This window comes from Saccharopolyspora gloriosae (assembly GCF_014203325.1).
Lineage (GTDB): Bacteria > Actinomycetota > Actinomycetes > Mycobacteriales > Pseudonocardiaceae > Saccharopolyspora_C > Saccharopolyspora_C gloriosae.
Map to the genome: position 1 here is coordinate 5,648,456 of NZ_JACHIV010000001.1, position 18,820 is coordinate 5,667,275.

At 71.8% G+C, this 18,820-nt stretch carries 9 protein-coding genes; 7 read left to right on the forward strand and 2 right to left on the reverse strand.

The genetic code is table 11. From position 1 onward, the window contains the following. Positions 1-36: 36 nt before the first annotated feature. Positions 37-3,822: a hypothetical protein gene (locus BJ969_RS24625; protein WP_184482661.1), complete on the forward strand. Its 3,786-nt coding sequence runs from the start codon at positions 37-39 to the stop codon at positions 3,820-3,822. 9 nt (positions 3,823-3,831) lie between these two features. On the opposite strand, the gene BJ969_RS24630 is transcribed toward BJ969_RS24625, so the two are convergent. Both BJ969_RS24630 and eccCa read right to left on the reverse strand, forming a co-directional pair. Beyond that, positions 3,832-4,800, reverse strand: coding sequence for a helix-turn-helix transcriptional regulator (locus BJ969_RS24630; protein WP_184482664.1), 969 nt, complete (start codon positions 4,798-4,800; stop codon positions 3,832-3,834). 432 nt (positions 4,801-5,232) lie between these two features. Further along, positions 5,233-9,216 carry a type VII secretion protein EccCa gene (gene eccCa, locus BJ969_RS24635; RefSeq protein ID WP_221315933.1) on the reverse strand — a complete coding sequence of 1,328 codons (3,984 nt, stop codon included), beginning with the start codon at positions 9,214-9,216 and terminating at the stop codon, positions 5,233-5,235. A gap of 3 nt (positions 9,217-9,219) precedes the next feature. Between eccCa and eccD the strand changes: the two genes are divergently transcribed. From eccD to BJ969_RS24665, 6 genes are all read left to right on the forward strand, one after another. Continuing rightward, positions 9,220-10,758, forward strand: a complete 1,539-nt coding sequence (gene eccD / locus BJ969_RS24640; protein ID WP_281398363.1) for a type VII secretion integral membrane protein EccD — start codon at positions 9,220-9,222, stop codon at positions 10,756-10,758. 214 nt (positions 10,759-10,972) lie between these two features. After that, positions 10,973-12,421: a type VII secretion protein EccB gene (eccB, locus tag BJ969_RS24645; RefSeq protein WP_184482671.1), complete on the forward strand. Its 1,449-nt coding sequence runs from the start codon at positions 10,973-10,975 to the stop codon at positions 12,419-12,421. Between the two features lie 635 nt (positions 12,422-13,056). Beyond that, positions 13,057-13,383 carry a hypothetical protein gene (locus tag BJ969_RS24650; RefSeq protein WP_184482674.1) on the forward strand — a complete coding sequence of 109 codons (327 nt, stop codon included), beginning with the start codon at positions 13,057-13,059 and terminating at the stop codon, positions 13,381-13,383. A 69-nt stretch (positions 13,384-13,452) separates the two neighbouring features. Then, positions 13,453-13,743 (forward strand): WXG100 family type VII secretion target, encoded by a 291-nt coding sequence (locus BJ969_RS24655; RefSeq protein WP_184482677.1) that lies wholly within the window; start codon positions 13,453-13,455, stop codon positions 13,741-13,743. Between the two features lie 190 nt (positions 13,744-13,933). Then, positions 13,934-15,256, forward strand: coding sequence for a hypothetical protein (locus BJ969_RS24660; protein WP_184482680.1), 1,323 nt, complete (start codon positions 13,934-13,936; stop codon positions 15,254-15,256). A 144-nt stretch (positions 15,257-15,400) separates the two neighbouring features. Continuing rightward, on the forward strand, positions 15,401-18,766 hold the full coding sequence (locus BJ969_RS24665; RefSeq protein ID WP_184482683.1) for a WXG100 family type VII secretion target: 3,366 nt from the start codon (positions 15,401-15,403) through the stop codon (positions 18,764-18,766). Positions 18,767-18,820: the final 54 nt, after the last annotated feature.

Below are 18,820 nucleotides of genomic sequence, written 5' to 3' on the forward strand. Positions count from 1 at the left end.
CGAGAGCTGTTGATGCCTGAACAGGTTCCCGGACCCATGCGAGTGCGCGACCTGTCCGTCGAGGCGCACGGCTCGACGGTGCTGATCCTGCACGGAGACGGCGACGAGCCGGAACGCCGGGTGTTCCAGGGGATTCCGGTCGCGCCGGGGGACGGACTGGTGCTGGCGTCCTCGATCGCGGTGCGCACGAGCTCCTTCCGCAGCGCGCTGCGCCACGCCTGCCGGATGGCGTTGACGGCGGCGGCCAAGCAGCGGATCGATGACTCCGCCGAACCGCGCCTGTGGCTGGCCGTGTCCGGGCTGGGCCGCGGTGACGGGCGCGGCAAAGCGGTGGCGCAGAAGATCGCCCGCGAGTTCTCCGCGGAGGTGTTCGCGCCCGACGGGCCGCTGACCTTCGTCGCGGGCGGGTCGATCTTCGCCGGAGCCGATCACCACCGGTGGATGCGGTTCGTCGAGGGCGGCCCCGGTGAGTTCCACAGCGCGCGCTACCCGCAGCCGGACTGGGAATCGCAGCTGCCGCGCGGCGAAGTGGCCGACGGCGGCCTGCAGACCCGCCCGGTCCCGGCGGGCCTGTCGGTGAGCGCGGACGACGTGCTCAGCCATTCGGTGGCGGTCTCGGCGTGGCACCCGCGGCTGGTACTGGGGTCGCCGGGCGGCGATCTGATCGCTCCGCACCAGGTCGCGGCGTTGCTGCGGCGGTTCCCGAAACCGCTGCTGGACCGCATCCAGCTGGTGCCCGCCGATCCGCGCACCGCGTCCAGCCAGTGGCTGCGCAAGCTCGCCGAACTCGTCGAGCACGACGTCGTGAGCGCGACCGGCCTGGTCCGTCACGACACCCGCACCGAGTTCGTCTACATCGCCGACGAGGCGGGCAATCCGCTGTGGCAGCCGTTCCCGGCGATGCTGCGCTACTCCCCCACCGGCACGACGACGCCGGTGCTGGCGGGGCCGCCGCCGCGCGGCTGGACGCCGGGTCCGCTGGTGTACCGGTGGGGCGGAGCTCCCTCGCCGCGGCCGGTTCCGCAGGAGATCGTGGCGAAGGTGGTGCCGTCCGGGCTCGCGCTGCTGCCCGCCGCCGAACTGGGCAAGCCCGGCGCGGCGGATCGGCTGGCGTTCGAGTCGAACCGGTTCACGGTGGCGCTGGGCTGGCCGTGCGCGCCGGTGCCGGAGGGCACCCAGGTCGCGCTGTACCGGCTGCTGGCCGGGTTGGCACCGGAGCAGTCGGCGCGCCTGCGGGTGCTGGTGCTCGGGGTGGCCGACGAGCGGATGCGCTCGGAGATCCTGTCCGCCGCGGGCGAGTGGGCGCCGCGGGTGTCGTTCCCGTCGGTGCTGACGGCGCCACTGGTGGCGCCGCAGCACGCGCGTGCACGCGGGTACGGGTCGGAGGCCGCGGCCGAAGCCGCCGCCGCTGAGGCCGCCGGGACGAGCGGCGGTGCCATCCGGCGGGCTTCGGAGGCCGACGGGGAGTCCGGCGCGGGCGGGTCCGCTCCGCCGGCGGGCTCCGGCGAGTCCACTGAGGACTCAGCTGAGCCGACGGCTCCGGACGGTTCCGAGGCAGGTTCTCCGCAGGAGCAGGGCACGACCGGTTCCGGCGCGGAAGCCGCCGCCAGGGCGGAGCAGGCCGTCAACGGAGTCACGCCCGTGGTGCCGCCCGCGCCGAACACCGTGTCGGCCTCCGATCCGGTGTCCTCGGCGACCGTGCGGTTGTCCCGGTCGTTGATCCAGACGGCGGTGGCCTCGTCCGCCGTGGCGAGCACCGCGGTCGCCGCGCAGGTCCCGGCGACGTCCTCGGCGAAGTTCACCAAGGTCCCGCGCACTCCGGTGAGCGCGTCGGCGGTGAGCGGCGGCGCGTCGGCCGCGAGCGGTTCGGCGGGCCGCGGCGCGGCGGACGCCGTGGCCGGCGGTGGCGCGGCGACCGAGCGGCCCGCGAACCGGCCCGCGGTCACCGCCACGGCGAGCGCGGACGCGGAGGCCGGAACTACGACCGGTGCCACCGCGAACGGTGCACCGGCGCAGGCCGCCCGCCCCCGCGAGGCGTTGCCGAAGCGGGAGCCGGGCGCCTCGCCGTTGTCCCGCGAGTCCGCGAAGCGCCGCGCTGCCGCCGCCGCTCGGCTGGCCGCCGCGCAGGAACGAGCCCGGCGCGCCACGTCCGCCGACGCCGCTCCCGAGCCGGAGGCGACGGCCTCGGGGGACGCGGCGCCCGGCTCCGGCTCCCCGACGACCGCCGCAGAAGCGGCACCAGAACCCGTTGCCGTGGAACAGGTCGCGGCAGAAGCGGTTGCGGCGGAACCCGTTGCTGCGGAGCGGACGCCGCCTGAAGCGGAGACCACCGCCGCGTCCACCACGGGCAGCGGAGCTGCCGCTGCGGCGGCGGGAGAACCGGCGGAAGCGGACCGCGGACCACACTCCACGCCGGCCGGAGAACGCTCGGACTCGGCGACGGCCGCGGAACCCGCCGACGCGAGCACCGAGGCCGCTGAGCAGGCATCCACACCGGCCGAGCGGGCCGCGCCTGGTCGGTCCACATCGGACTCAGCTGATCCGGGCACGGTCCGGATTCCGCACCTCGGAGCCGCCGCGAGCACCGAGGCCGTCGAGCAGCCGTCTCCGCAGGTCGAGCGGGCCGCGCCTGGTCGGTCCACATCGGACTCAGCTGATCCGGGCACGGTCCGGATTCCGCACCTCGGTGCCGCCGCGAGCGCCGCCGCGCCCGACCCGACTCCGGCCGCCGAGCAGACCATGCGAATCCCCGTCGTTCCCGCGCAGCCGCCGATGACGCCCACGGCCCCGCCGGTGCCCCCGGCCCCGCCGATGACGTCCTCGACGATGCCCGTCACCTCGTCCGGACCGGTCGGCAGGTCGCAGCCCGCGCCGAGCCGCCCCGCGCCACCGGCCCCCGCCGAGCGGGCGGCACCGCCCGCCGCGGAACCGGACGCGGCGCCCACCCAGGACGCCACGGCGAGCGCGACTCCCCGCACCGACGAGGAGGCACCGGGCCAATCCGGCGGAGAGCCGCCCGCCGAACCCGCACCGGCGTGGCTCCCCGCCGAAGCACGACCCGAGTTCGGGCCCGACCACCAGAGCACCGAGGCGCAGCGGACCGCGTTCGCCCGCCTCGTCGGCGACGCGTACGAAGCCGCGCTGCCCTCGGTGAACACGGCGCTGGCCACGTTCCCCGCGCTGCGCGAGGAGCAGCTGCAGGAGGCCAAGAGCGACTTCGTCGCCGTGCACGTGTACCTCGGCGACGGCGATTTCGGGGCGGCCACGGTGAACGCGGTGCTGCGGCGCGGCATCATCACCGAACTCGGCGACTACCTCGCCTGCACGCTGTCCGGGCTGCGGCGGCTGCCGGTGCACCGCGGGCCGGTGTTCCGGCTGCTCGACGCGGAGGTGCTCGACGCCTACCGGCCGGGTGCGCTGCTGACCGAACCGGCGTTCCTCAGCGCCAGTTCGGCACCGGAGATCGCCGCGCCCGCGCGCTCGGAGCACCGCACCGACGTGATCATCTGGTCGCAGTCGTCCCGGCGCACCTCCGCGTTCCACCGGCTCGGGCTGGTCGACGAAGTCGTGTTCCCCGCGGGCAGCCGGTTCCGGGTGCTGGCCGTGGACCGGCCGGACTCCGACGACCCGCCCGCGCTGCTGCTCCGCGAGCTGCGCGCCGACGAGGACCCGGCGCCCGGCGAGCTCACCGACACCGATGAGGCGATGCTGCCCCGGTTGCGCCGCGCGCTGGACCGGCGTCGGCGCAGCGAGCCGCAGGAGCTCACCGGCGACGCCCTCAACCGCATCACGACACCCGTCGGCCTCGTGCCGAACGACTGAGCGGTCGCGCTAGTCGGCCACGGCGCGCGCGAGGTTCCCGGCGATCTCCGCGAGGTGCTTGCGCAGCTCGTCGGGGCCTTCGACGGTGAGCGGCACGGCGGCGGTGGACATCGCGAGCACATCGAGCGTGATGTCCTCGATGGTGTCCGCGGTGAGCCGCACCGCGCAGCTGCCGTCGTCGAGCTGCCGGACGCTGCCGGGCAGCGGGCCGCGCAGCACGGCGTGCACGCTCTCCGCCGGGGCCTGCACGGTGGCCTCGACGGTGTAGCGGTGGGGAGCGTCGGCGAGCGATCTGCTGACGTAGGCCGCGGGGCTCGGCGCGGGCAGCTCGCGGGGCTCGAAGCCGCGCCCGGTGGGGACGGGGCCGGTGAGCCGGTCCAGCAGGAACGACCGCCACTCGGCCCGGTCCAGGTCGTAGCCGACGAGGTACCAGCGGTGGTGACCGGTGAGCAGGTGGTGCGGTTCCACCCGCAGCTCGGCGTCGTCGGCCTCGCGCGTCCGGCAGGTGACCACCTCGTGGTCGCGGCAGGCCGCGGCCAGCACCGCCAGCACCTCCGGGTCGACCCGCCCTCGCCCGTCGCCCGGTGCCGCGGCGGAGGTGCCGCCGAGCGCACTGACCCGGTGGCGCAGCCGCGCGGGCAGCACCTGCTCCAGCTTCGCCAGCGCCTGCGCGGAACTCCGCTCGACCCCGGTGACGGCGCCGCTCGCGGCGGTGAGCAGGGCCGCGGCGATGGCCACCGCCTCCTCGTCGTCGAGCAGCAGCGGCGGCAGCGTCGCCCCGGAGGCGAGCCGGTAGCCGCCCGCCACCCCGGTGGTGCCTTCGACGGGATAGCCGAGTTCGCGGAGCCGTTCGACGTCGCGGCGCACGGTGCGCCCGGTGACGCCGAGCCGGTCGGCCAGTTCGGCTCCCGGCCAGGCACGCCTGCTTTGCAGCAGCGACAGCAATCGCAGCATTCGCGCGGGCAGATCCAAGCTCATGTCGTCACGGTGGCACGATTCGGCGAGCGCATCCGGCGATTGGGTGATTCCGTCCCCTTCGACCCCGATCGACCGCCCGAACTTCTCTCCCCGAAACACCGGCGAGGCCACTCCCGCTAACACGATCCCGCGCAGGAACTACCGCTCCCGCGCGGCACCGAAGACCCGTTCCCGCAGTTCACAGGGGCCGTGGAGTGCGGATTGCGAAGGGATTTCCCGCCCGATTCCCCGTGAAGCGGCGCGAATCGCCCATTCCCGGAGGATTCGTCCGCGAGTTCGGTTCCGGGAGCCGTGCGCGTCCGCGAGGAGAACGGCGTTTCCCGAGTCGGATCACCATTGCGGACGACAGAAGTCCGCGATCCGGTGGAGTGAACGGACCGTTCGTCCAATCCCGTTGGACGAACGGTCCGTTCACTCCGGAGCAGGCCCGGCTCAGCCGGCGCGGGCCGGTTCTGGGTCCAGCAGCGGGGTTTGCAGCATGCGGACCGTGCGGCGGCGGTTGACGAACTGGGCCCGGCCGGGCGGCAGCGTCTTCGGTCGCAGGTCGCCGAGGAACTTGCCCTCGTCCTTCGGGCAGGACATCAGCATCGCCGGGGTCCCGAGCTCCCACATGCGGCGGATCACCTGGTCCATCATCGCCCGGCTGGCACCCGAGGTGCTGCGCGCGATGATCAGGTGCAGGCCGATGTCCGACGCCTGCGGCAGCAGCGAGGTCAGCGACTGCAGCGGGTTGTTCATGCCGCTCTGGATCAGCTCGTGGTCGTCGACGATGATGTAGAGCTCACCGCCGTGCCACCAGTCCCGCTTCGGCAGCCGGTCCGGCGTGATCTCCGGGCCGGGCAGCCGCTTCGTGAGCAGCCCGGTGGCCTCGTCGACCGTGGTCCCGAAACCGTCGCCCGCCACCGAATAACCCAGGTGGTAGTCGGCGGGCACCGAGTCGTAGAGCTCGCGGCGCAGGTCGGCGAACATGATCCGCGCCTGCTTCGGCGTGTAGTGCGCCGCGATCGATTTGGCGATGTGGCGCAACATGTTCGTCTTGCCCGACTCGGTGTCGCCGAACAGCATCAGGTGCGGCGTGACGTCGAAGTCGTGCCACAGCGGCGCCAGGTCCACGTCGTCGATGCCGAGCGCGATCTTCGGCAGTCCCGCCACCCCCGGCTGCGGGGCGGGCAGCTCCGAGATGTGCACCTCGGCGGGCAGCAGCCGCACCGGCGGGGCCTTCGGGGCGCCGGGCACGGCCATCGCGTCCACCAGGTCCTGCACCGAGTCGGCCAGGTCGTCCACCGACGACCGCCCGTCGATGCGCGGCAGCGCGATCTGGAAGTGCTGCTTGTCCATGGTGAGGCCGCGGCCGGGCTGGTTCGGCACCTTCGCGGCGAGCCGCGAGTTCACCTCGGAGTCGATCGGGTCGCCCAGCCGCAGCTCCAGCCGGGTGCCGAGCACGCCGCGCAGCCACGCCCGCATGTCCGACCAGCGGCCGGAGGTGATCACCAGGTGGATGCCGTAGGTGAGGCCGCGGGTGGCGATCTCCTGGAACCGGTTCTCCAGCTCCTCGAACTCCTGGCGCACGGTGTGCCAGCCGTCGACGACGAGGAACACGTCGCCGTACGGGTCCTCCTGGAACTTGCCCTGCCTGCGGGCGCGCCGGTAGGACACCATCGAGTCGAGGTTGTTGTTCTGGAAGAACAACTCGCGCCGCATCATGAGGTTCATGACCTCCTGCACGGTGCGCGAGACCCGGTCCCGGTCGAGCCGGTTCGCGACGCTGCCGACGTGCGGCAACCCCACCAGCGGCGCCAGCGATCCGCCGCCGAAGTCGAGGCAGTAGAACTGCACTTCGCGCGCGCTGTGGTTGAGAGCCAGCGCCGCGATCAGCGTGCGCACCAAGGTGCTCTTGCCGGCCTGCGGGCCACCGGCGACGCCGATGTGGCCCTCGGCGCCGCTGAGGTCGATGGTCAGCAGTTCGCGCCGCTGCTGCGCGGGCAGGTCGATCAGGCCCAGCGGCACCCGCAGGCCGTCGGAGGTCTTGCGGTCGGCGGCGCGCACCCCCGACTCGGGGTCGTCGAGCAGCGGCGGCAGCAGTTCGTCCAGCGTCGGCGAGAACCGCATCGGCGGCAGCCACACCTGGTGCGCGGCCGGTCCGACGCCCTGGAGCTTCTCGATGAGCACGTCCACCACGGACAGCTGCGATTCGCCTTCGGGCTGCTCCTCCGCGGGTTCTTCGGTGCGGCGCACCCGCGGCTCGATGAACTTGCCGCTGAACGCGACGAGCTGCTCCTCGATGACCTCGCGGCTGCGCTGGCGGCGCGGCGTGCGGTACGGGCCGGAGACGTAGGCGGCCTTGAACCGCATCAGCGTCTGGGTGTCCGAACGCAGGTAGCCGTTGCCCGGCCCCGAGGGCAGCTCGTAGGCGTCGGGCACGCCGATGACGGCGCGGGAGTCCATCGCGGAGAACGTGCGCAGGCCGATCCGGTACGACAGGTGCGTCTCGACCTTGCTGATGCGGCCCTCGTCGAGGCGCTGCGAGGCCAGCAGCAGGTGCACGCCGAGGCTCCGGCCGAGCCGGCCGATCATGGCGAACACGTCGATGAACTCGGGCTTGCTCACGAGCATCTCGCTGAACTCGTCGACGACGACGAACAGCGACGGCATCGGGTCCAGCGGCACCCCGGAGCGGCGGGCCTTCTCGTAGTCGCGCCGCGAGCTGTAGTTGCCCGCCGAGCGCAGCAGTTCCTGGCGCCGGTTCATCTCACCGGTCAGCGCGTCCTGCATGCGGTCGACGAGTTCGAGCTCGTCGACGAGGTTCGTGATGACCGCCGAGGTGTGCGGCAGCTTCTCGAACCCGAGGAACGCCGCACCGCCCTTGAAGTCCACCAGCACCAGGTTCAGCTCGTCGGACGGGTGCGTGGTGACCAGGCCCAGCACCAGCGTCCGCAGCAGTTCGCTCTTGCCGGAGCCGGTGGCGCCGACGAGCATGCCGTGCGGCCCCATGCCGTCTTCGGCGGATTCCTTGATGTCGAGCTCGATGGGCGTGCCGTTGCCCGCGATGCCGATCGGCACCCGCAGCCGCTGCCAGGCGGAACGCCCGCGCCGCAGCCGGTCGGTGTCGAAGGTGCGGGCGTCGGAGATGCCCAGCAGCGTCGTCAGCTCGTAGTCGGTGGCCAGCGGTTCGCTGGTGTCGTTGGAGGTCCCCACCCGGTTCGGCGAGATCGCGCGGGCCAGCGAGGACGCCGCCGCGAAGCTCATCGCGTCCGGGCGGCACAGCGGTTTGGTGCTCTCCCGCCCGGCGCGGTCGAAGTTCACCGTGCGGATCTGCTCGGAGTCGACCTCCAGGTGCAGCACGGAACGGCTGGCCTGCCACTTCAGCGCGCCGTCCATGTCGATCACCACGGCGTTGCGGTAGCCGGCACCGGCGAACCGGTGGCCCGCGGGCACGGTGACGCCGTCGACGACGATCACCACGAAGGACTCGCTGGCGGTGACCGGGGTGGACGGTTCGAAGCGGGGGCGTTCGGTGAAGACCTCACCGCCGAGCATCCGCTCCAGCTCGGTGACGTTGTCGGAGATCATCCGCAGTGGACCGGCGCCGTCGCGGCGGTCGTCGTCCTGGGCGTGCGGGAGCCACTTCACCCAGTCCCACTCGGGGCGCTGCTCGTCCCCCGCGCACACCGCGATCACCAGGTCGCTGGGCGAGTGGAACGAGGCCAGCTGCGCCAGCATCGCCCGCACCAGGGCGCGCTCGGCGTCCGGCTCACCCCGCATCTGCACCCGCGCGAACCCGCGCAGGTACACGGCGATCGGCGCCGACGGCAACGTCGTGTAGGCGCGCAGGAACCGGCGCAGCGCGTGCGCCGCCAACGGCTCCAGGTCCTCCACCGGCTTCGTCTGCGGCGGCACCATCTTCACCGCGGCGCGCTGCGGGCCGAGCCCGATGCGCACCTCGCCGAAGTCCTCGTGCGCGGCGCGGCGCTCCCAGAGCCGGTAGCTCAGCACCAGCGACCACAGCGAACCCGGCGCCGGGTGCACCCAGGTCGACGCGCGGTGCTGCTCACCGAGGGTCTTGCGGACCTGCCTGCGGGTCTGCGCCAGGTAGCGCAGGTAGTCGCGGCGATCACCGGTGAGCTGGTGCTTGCGGTCGGTCTGCGCGCGCAGCAGCTGGCTGACGAGCATGAGGATCATCGCGGTCCCCATCAGACCGCCGCCGACGTACATCATCGGACCGGACGCGCGGCCCGGTTGCATCATCATCATCATCATCGCGCCCGCCATGAGCGCCATGGGCAGGTACATCAGCACCATGCTCAAGCTGCTGCTCTGCGGTTGGGGCAGCGACGGCGGTTCCTGCAGGTCCACCTGGTCGGTGGGCATCGCGGGCCCTACTCGACGGGCGGGCCTGCGGAACAGCGTTGTGCTCAACGCATGTCTCCCTCTGGTGCGGGGTTCCCCTCCGATTTGCCCCCGGAAGACCACGGCCGCGCGCGCATACGCGTGCGCGGATTAGGTTTCCGAGTTGTCACGGTCTCGGCCAGCCAGCCAGGAAGGAAACCGGACACCAACGTGGAAGACGCCACCAAGAATGTCACAAACCAGCTTTGCAGGCTACGACTGGTCGTCCGGGACCGGTCCGTGGAAATGGCGTTGCCGACCGACGTAGCGTTGATCGACCTGCTGCCCGCGATCCTGCACCACGCGGGCGGTGACCTCGCCGACGAAGGCGTGGAACACGAGGGCTGGGTGCTGCAACGACTCGGCAAGGCCCCGTTCGACGAGAACCGCACCACCTCGGAGCTGGGGCTGCTCGACGGCGAAACGGTCCACTTGCGACCGCGCGCCGCGGCCCTGCCGGAGATCGATTTCGACGACCTGGTGGACGGGATCGCCGAGCAGACCTCGATGCGCCCGGACGCCTGGACCGACCGGTTCAGCCGGTGGATGCTGCTGGCCTTCGGCGGTGTCGCGTTCCTGCTCACCGCGGCGACGCTGCTGATCCCGGGGCCGCCCGCGCTGGCCAGGACCTTGTTCCCGGCGGTGGTGGTGGTCGCGCTGCTGCTGGCCGCCACGATCCTGTCCCGCAGCCGCGGTGACGGGGTCACCGCGACCGTGCTGGCCTGGGTGGCGGTGCCGTTCGCGGCGATCACCGGCTGGATGCTGCCGCTGTCGATCGACGCGACGTCCGGCGTCGGAGCCAGCCTGGCGTGCGCGCTGGTGCTGGTCGTGGCGGTGCTGGTGCTGGGCATGCTCGGTACCGCGGAGGCGGGCCTGCTGTTCATCGGCGGGTTGTTCGTGAGCGTCATCGGCGCGATCACCGCGCTGATCGGCGCCTTCTCCCCCGCCGAGCCGCACCAGGCGGCGGCGATCGGCGTGGTGCTGAGCACGGTGGTGCTGGGCTTCGTGCCGACGACCTCGTTCCGGCTCGCGGGGCTGAGCCTGCCCGCGCTGCCGACCAGCGCCGAGGAGTTCGGCGAGGACACCGATCCGGTGCCGCACCAGGTCGTGGTGCAGCGCTCGGCGATGGCGAACCGGTACATGAGCTCGCTCTACCTGTCGCTGGGAACGCTGCTGCTGGTGCTCACGACGGTCGTGCTGGCCGCGGCGAAGATGTGGCCGATGATCATGATCGCGGTGCTCGGCGTGGTGCTGCTGCTGCGGTCCCGCCACATCGACGGCGCCCTGCAGCGCTGGGCGCACCTGGTGCCCGCCGGGTGGGCGCTGGGAGCGGACCTGTTCCTGCTGGCCGCGGGCGTCGACCCGTTCTCCCGGATGCTCTACGTGACCAGCGCCGTGCTGCTGGCAGGAGTCCTGCTGGTGGTGGCCGCGGCGACGCTGCCCGGCCGCAAGCTGCGCCCCTACTGGGGCCGAGCCGTCGACATCTTCGAAATGCTCACCGCGATCTCCCTGCTCCCCCTCCTCCTAGCAGTCCTCGACGTCTACATGTACGTCCGCGGCCTGGCCGGATGACGGACCGATCTTCATCTTGTCAGCGGCGAAGCCGCTGAGCAGCGACCACCAAAGCAAGCCGACCACCCGCGGGTTCTCAGCGTTCTTCTCGCGAGGACAGCTTTTTCCCTCGTGGCGGAGCCACTTGGGAAAAAGATCCCGCAGCGAGAAGAACGCTGAGGTTCCGCCACCCGGACACCAGAGCACAACGACTCCCGCACCTCGGAGATGAATAATGCAGTCGCGGCGTGACCAGGTGCAGGCCTACTTCTTCGTCGTAGGCAGGCTGATCTCGGCGATGATGCGGGGGCGGCCGGACGATCCGGCGACGCCCACGCGGCGGTTCGTGATGGGCGCGGTGATCGGCACCATCATCGGTTGCCTGGTGGTCGCCGGTTTCGGCGTGTACGGGCTGATCCGGCCGGGCGGCAAGACGTCCTGGCAGGAAGCGGGCGCGATCATCGTGGAGAAGGAGACCGGTGCGCGCTACCTCTACATCGACGGTTCGCTGCGCCCGGTGCTGAACTACTCGTCCGCGCTGCTGGCCGCGAACAACCCCTCCGGCGGTTCGGTGAAGCTCGTGTCGCAGGCCTCGCTGGAAGGCGCCCGCCGCGGCGCGCCCATCGGCATCCAAGGCGCGCCCGACTCGCTGCCCGACGCCGAGAACCTGAGCACCGCGCCGTGGGTGGTGTGCGCCGCGACCGAGACCGCGCCCTCCGGTGCCGAACAGCCCATCACCGATCTGCAGGTGCGCCGGCCGACGGGCACCGTGCTCAACGACGACCAGGGCGTGCTGGTGTCCACCCCGGACGGCGTGACCTACCTGGTGTGGCAGGGCAAGCGGCTGCGGCTGCCACCGGAATCGCTCAACGCGCTGGGCTACGCCAAGCACACCCCGTTCCCCGTCACCAGCGGCTGGATCAACACGCTCACCAGCGGCCCGGACCTCGTCGCCCCGGACGTGCCGGGCATCGGCACCAGCCTCGGGACGGTCGGCGGGCAGCCCGCGCGGGTCGGGCAGGTCTACGAGATGAACAACCCGGTGCTGGACACCAGCGACTACTACGTGCTGCGCCAGGACGGCTTCGCCCCGCTGAACCAGACGATGGCGAGCCTGCTCGTCAACGACCCCGGCACCGCCGCCGCCTACGGCGGGCAGAAGCCCGAACTGATCGAGCTCGGCATCGAAGCGCTCTCCGAGCAGCCCACGTCCGCCGCCGACAGCGTGCCCGAAGGATTCCCGTCGGTGCCGCCGCAAGTGGAACGCGTCGACGTCGGCGGCAGCACCCGGCCCTGCGTGGCGTTCGGCGTGAACAAGGGCAACACCGTCACCACGAAGATCGGGCTGGTGCCGCGCAACGAAGCCACCGGCAAGGGCAGGCCGCCCTCGGGGACGGCGGAGAACGCGCTCGCCGACCGGATCACGGTGCCGCCGAACCAGGGCATCCTGGCGCGCGACCTGCCGACTCCCGGCGTCGCCGCGGGCACCAACTACCTGATCTCCGACCTGGGGGTGAAGTATCCGTTGGCGACGCCGGAAGTGGCGGGGGTGCTGGGGTATTCGGGGGCTGCTCCGATGGCCGTGCCCAGTGCGTTGCTGAATCTGTTGCCGTCTGGTCCGTCGTTGGATCCGGCTTCTGCGACTGTCGAACAGCCGTTGGGCGTGACGCCTGCTTCTAACTGAGACTGCCCGCCCGGTCTTTTTGGGCGGGTGGTCGGGTGGCGGAACCTCAGCTTCCTTCTCGCTGCGGGATCTTTTTCCCAAGTGGCTCCGCCACGAGGGAAAAAGCCGTCCTCGCGAGAAGGAAGCTGAGAACCCGCGGGTGAGCGGCTTCTCGACGTGGGCTATTCGCTTCGCGAATACAGGCACGGCCTTCGGCCGCCAGGCAGGCTTGCTTCGCCGCCCGAGGCACGGCTTCGCCGTCAGGCACGGCCTTCGGCCGCGAGGCAGGCGTGGCTTCGCCCGCCCACTGCACGGCTTCGCCGCTCACCGCGCGGCTTTGGTTGTGGGGCTGGTCGAGCTTTGGTGGTTCGTCGGGCCGGGGGGTCGGGGGTTTCGGTGTGTGGTGGGGGTTGGTTCGTTCGGGGGGTTGCGGGGGTGTTGTTGCTTCTCGTTCATGTGCGGGTTGTCGTTTTGACACCGGCGGGGCGGGGGGGGCGCTGCGCGAACTGAGGGATACCCCTGGACGGAGCGGTTTCGGTCGGGTATGGCGCCGAGGTGTGCTCGTCGGTGATGGACTGGACCTCGTCACCAAGAGCGTTTCCTCCGCTGCGGCGGCCACGTGAACCGCTCCCACTACAGACCAGAACGAGGTTGACATGGCCGGGCAGACCAGGCTTACGCAGTCCCAGCTCAACCAGCTGTCGCAGCAGCACATCGAGACCAAAGAGTCCGTCAACAGCCAGCAGCAGAACCTGGCCGCCAGCATCAGCGCCCTGCTCGGCGCCAACAAGGGCGACATGATGATGGCCCTGCAGCGGACTCACGAGGCCTGGGACGCGCAGTGCAAGAGCATCACCCAGAACCTGCAGGGCATGGCCGAGGCCGTCAAGCAGGCTTCGCAGATGACCGGGCAGCGCGACGAGGAGTCCGGCCAGGCCGTCGGCAAGATCGAGGTCCCCGGGATGGCCAGCCACCTCGGCTGAGCCCGTACCGGCTGATCCGTCAGTCCTTCTTTCTCTTTCCCAGCACGGCCGATTGACGAGGAGACTTCGATGGCCGACGAAATCCAGTACCAGCACGCGGCGATCCAGCAGGGCATCGACGACATGAAGCGCGTCACCCAGCAGATCCGCTCCCAGGTCGACGGCCTGCGCCAGCAGACCCAGCGTTCGCAGGAGTACTGGGAGTCCAGCTCGGCGGAGAGCTACAACGTCCTCTCCAACGACATCACCAAGGACTTCGAGAACATCAACCAGATGCTGGAGCAGCTCAGCATGGCGGTCGGCCAGGGGCAGACCGACATGCACGACATGGACGCCAAGGCTGCCAAGAACTTCCAGTGATCCGACCTGCCAGGTCGATCGCGGTGGCGCCATGATCATGCCGCCACCGCCCATCGTGGATGACGTGCGGTGCCGGAGTGGGGATCCGCTTCCGGCACCGCATCCACGCGGCACCACCGGGGCGTGCGCGCCCCGCAGAGACTTCTGACATCGCCAGATTCGCGGCCCGAGGATAGGGGAGCGTTCCACCATGGCCGAAGACAAGACAGCTCTGGACTTCGCCGAGGTGCGCAACTCCGGCACTGCCATCGGAGATCTCGCCTCCGATGTGAACGGCTTCTCCGAGCTCAACGACATCAACCCGCAGCCCGGTGAGTTCGAAGTCGGCAGCTGGCTCAAGACCCTCGTCACGGGCCGTCGCGACGCCCTCTACGAGCACTGCAACGAGTTGCAGCAGACCCTCCAGGAGGTCTCCCGCAAGCTCAAGGAGATCGCCACCGAGATCGAGGGCGTCGACCAGAACAACGCCGACGCGGTGAACAAGCTCAACGGTGAGCTCTCCGGCACCGTCGGCGAGATGCAGAGCCGGATCAGCAGCGTCGCGCCGGGACTGTCCGCCGACGCGTCCAGCGGGATGATGGGCACCTACGCCGGCATGGAAGGCATGCCCGCCGACGGCATGACCACCGAGGGCCAGACCACCTACCCCGACCAGGCGACCGGCGGCTACGCGCCCAGCGGCATGACGCCCGGCTACATGCCGGCGAACGCTCCCACCATGGGCGTGCCGATGGGGCAGATGCAGCCGACGACGCAGGGCATCCCGGCGAGTCCGGGGATGCCGGCTCAGCCGCTGCAGCCCACGATGCAGGGCACTCCGGCTCAGCCGCTGCAGCCCGTGCGCGCGACCGAGGCACGCCAGCCGCTCGAACCGATGCAGGCCGGCAGGCGCCTCTCCACCGAGGCCGAGCCGCTGGAACCGATGCAGCCGAGCAGGCGGATCGCCACCGAAGGCCAGCAGCCCCTCGAACCCCTGCAGCAGGCGCGGGTCGGCACCGTCCAGCACCCCGTGGAGCCCGCGCAGCAGGGCGAGCGGATCGCCACCGAACCCCTGCAGCCCCGGCACTTCACGTCGGCGGAGCCCGCGCAGTTCACGCCGATGCAGCAGGGCGAGCCCGCGCAGTTCACGCCGGCGCAGCCCACCATTCCGGCCGAGCCCGCGCAGTTCACCCCGCAACTGCAGGGCGAGCCCGCGCAGTTCACGCCGATGCAGCAGGGCGAGCCCGCGCAGTTCACGCCGGCGCAGCCCACCATTCCGGCCGAGCCCGCGCAGTTCACCCCGCAACTGCAGGGCGAGCCCGCGCAGTTCACGCCGATGCAGCCCACCATTCCGGCGGAACCCGCGCAGTTCACCCCGCAGCAGCAGGGCGAGCCCGCCGAGTACGTGCAGCAGACACCGCTCGAGCCCCGGCAGTACTCGCAGTTGCAGCCGCAGATCCAGGGCGAGCCCGCCCAGTACCAGGAACCGCTCCAGCCGCTCTACCGGCGCAACGCCGGCGAGCCGCAGGCGTGACGTTCCCCCTCATCTCAACCTGAACAACGCGAGTTCCCACCCCACCTGGTCTCGGCCCGGACGCGCGGACCTCCCTCAGCGCGCCGGGCACCGCCAACGTTTTCGGTTCCCCGGGGACTCCTCGCAACACGACTTGGAGAATCCGTGGCCGACACGCAGGAAGACGAGACCTACACGGACTCGTTGTTCGACAACCCCGAGGACAACTGGGACGACCACAAGAACGACGACGGCAGCCGCGACTGGTTCTCGCCGGAGGAACTCGAAACCGACGGCGAGGACTACGACAACGTCTCGGCGAACGAGGACTACTTCGACGACAACGTCGAGAACGCCGACGACTCCTCGCAGGAGATCCTCGACAGCGACGAGATCCCGGACGAAGAGGCCTCCGACGACACCCAGGACGAGCTCGACGACGCCCTGGAGGACACCGGCGCCGCCGACGAGACCTTCGAGATCGAGGACGCCGAGGCTCCCGACACCGACGAGGAGTCAACCGGCGAGGAGTCCACGGGCAGCGGCGGCCAGCAGGGCACCGGCACGGGGAGCCAGACCCCGCCCGCGCCGATGGAGGACTACGGCAGCTTCTCCATGCAGCAGGTCATCAAGAGCCTGAACGGGGAACCGAGCAGTCTGCAGGCCGCGGGCGAGTCCTTCAAGACCATCACCCAGCGGCTCGACGAGGCCAACCAGTCCTTCAAGGAGCAGGTCGGCAAGCTCGGCCAGTCCTTCCAGGGCGCCGCGGGCGAATCCTTCGGGCAGTACGCGGAGAAGCTGCTCAGCTCCGCCGACGAGGTCGTGACCGCGCTCAAGGACGGGCGCTACGCCGAAGGCCTCCAAGAGGCGGGCGACCAGGCGGCGCGGGCCAAGGCCGCCGTCGTGCCGCTGGTGCAGGCCTACCTGAAGGCCTCGGCCTGGGCGGACGCGTTCAACTCGATGGCCGGGCAGCTCAAGGGCGCCGAAGCCGCGGCCGAAGTGTGCGTGAAGACCGCCAAGAAGATCCTCGACTCTGCTCGCGAGGTCGTCAGCTCCCTCGCCGACAGCTACCAGTCGACCGGTTCGGCGCTGACCCCGCTGACCACCCAGCTCCCGATGACCTCCTCGGCCGGGGGCTACGGCCCGTCCGGGACCGGGTCGGGTTACGGGTCCGGTGGTTACGGCTCCGGCGGTTACGGCCCCACCGGCACCGGGTCGGGCTACGGGTCCGGCGGCTACGGCAGCGGCGGCTACGGCTCCGGTGGCTATGGCCCCACTGGCATGGACACCGGCGAAACCGGTTACGGCACGGGCGAAACGGGCCAGACCGGCTACGGCACCGGCGAAACCGGCTACGGCACCGGCGAAACCGGCTACGGCACCGGCGAGACGGGCTACGGCACCGGCGAAACGGGTTACGGCACCGGCCAGACCGGCTCGGGCACGGGCTCCGGCACGGGTTCCGGCGAGACGGGCTACGGCACCGGCCAGACCGGCAGCGGCACCGGGTCCGGCACCGGCAGCGGGACGGGCAGCGGCACCGGTTCGGGCACCGGCAGTGGCACCGGCTCCGGCCAGGGCGGCGTCGACCCGAACGCGATCGGCGGGGCGCTCAACGAGGCGACCAGCGGCGCCGAGCAGATGGGCCAGGAAGCGCTGTCCGGGCTGGCCGGTGCGGGCGACACCGGCAGCGGGACCGGCGGCGACCTGGGCTCCGGCACCGGCAGCGGCACGGGTTCCGGTACCGGCGGCGAGACCGGCGAAACCGGCTCCGGGACCGGCGAGACCGGTTCGGGCACGGGCGGCTCCGGCGGCGGCTTCATGCCGGGCGGCATGGGCTCCGGCACCGGCAGCGGTACCGGCTCCGGCACGGGCGGCAAGAAGCCCGGCGAGCAGTCCGGTTCCGGTGGCGAACAGGAAGCGAGCGTCGACCCGAACGCGATCGGCAACGCGCTGGAAGGCGCCACCAACGGCGCGGCGCAGGCCGGGCAGGAAGCACTGGAGGGGCTGTCCGGCAGCGGCGGTTCCGGTTCCGGCGGCGGACTGCCCGAGACGAGCTCCGGTTCCGGGTCGGGCGGCTCGGGCGGCGGACTGCCCGAAACCAGCTCCAGCGGCGGCGACACCGGCTCGGGCAGCGGGGACACCGGCTCCGGCAGCGGCGGATCGAGCATCGACCCGGGTGCCGTGGGCGACGCCCTCGACAGCGCCACCAGCGGCGCCGAGCAAGCGGGGCAGGAAGCCCTCGAAGGCCTCACCGGCGGCGAATCCGGCTCCGGCACCGGCGGGCTCGGCAGCTCCGGTTCCGGCGGCGGGCCGGGCTCCGGCGGCTCCAGCGGGTCCGGGGGCAAGGGCGACGAGCCGAGCATCGACCCGAACGCGGTCGGCGACGCCCTCGACAGCGCCACCAGCGGTGCCGAGCAGGCCGGGCAGGAAGCCCTGGAAGGGCTCACCGGCGGCGACTCGGGCAGCGGCAGCGGCGGTTCCGACTCCGGCTCCGGCGGCGGCGAGTCCGGCAGCGGCTCCGGCGGCGAGAGCGGTTCGGGCGAGGATTCCGGCTCCGGCGAGGATTCCGAGGAACCGAGCATCGATCCCGACGCGGTCGGCGACGCCCTCGGCGACGCGACCGACGACGCCGCGCAACTCGGCGAGGACGCGCTGGAAGGCCTCCAGGGCTCCGGTGGCGAAGGCGAGGGCGAGGACGGCGAGATGCCGACCAACCCGGACGGTTCGCCGATCGAGGTCTCCTCGGACAAGGCCAGCGACATCGTCGACGACATGGCCGAGCAGGCCCGCGAGGACGGCCAGGCCGCCCTGGACGAGATGTTCGGCGAGGACGCGGCGGGCTCCGAGGAGGCGCAGGCCCTGCTCGACGACGTCGTGGAGCAGGCCCGGACCGCGGGCGAGGAGGCCATCGGCCAGCTCGGCGCGGACGGCGAGCCGCTGTCCTACGACGAGATGAGCGACGTCGTCGACGGCGTGGTCTCCGCCAGCGACGAAGCGGCCGACCAGGCGATGGCCGAGCTCACCGGCCAAGAGGCGATGTCGCCGCTGAGCAAGGACCTCAGCGACTTCCTCGCCCCGGCCGAGGACACCATGCACACGATGGACGACCTGTCCGCCGATGCGGGTGCGGCGCTCGACGACATCGGCGGCGCGGCCGGTGGCGGCGTCGGCGGTGGCGGCGGGGCCGGTGTCTCGCTGCCCGACGCCGGTGGCGCGGGCGGCGTGTCCCCCGACCTCGCCCAGCCCGGTACGACCACGACCAACGCCGCGATGGACCCGAACGTGCCGAGCGCGCAGCCCGACATGGCCGCGGCGCGCGCCGCGGGCGGTGGCATGGGCGGCGTCGGTGGCGGCGCCGGTGCCGGTGGCATGCCGATGATGCCGCCGATGGGCGGCATGGGCGGCGCCGGTGCGGGTGGCGGTGCCGGCCAGAACCGGGAGTCCAGCACCTGGCTGGTGGACGACGGCAACTCCTGGCACGAGGACGGCAGCGAGGCGGTCTCCCCCGTGCTGGGCCGCGAGGGATAATCCGGTGTGGACTGATCAGGCCCGCGGCAACGTTTTCCCGACCGAGGAGCGATT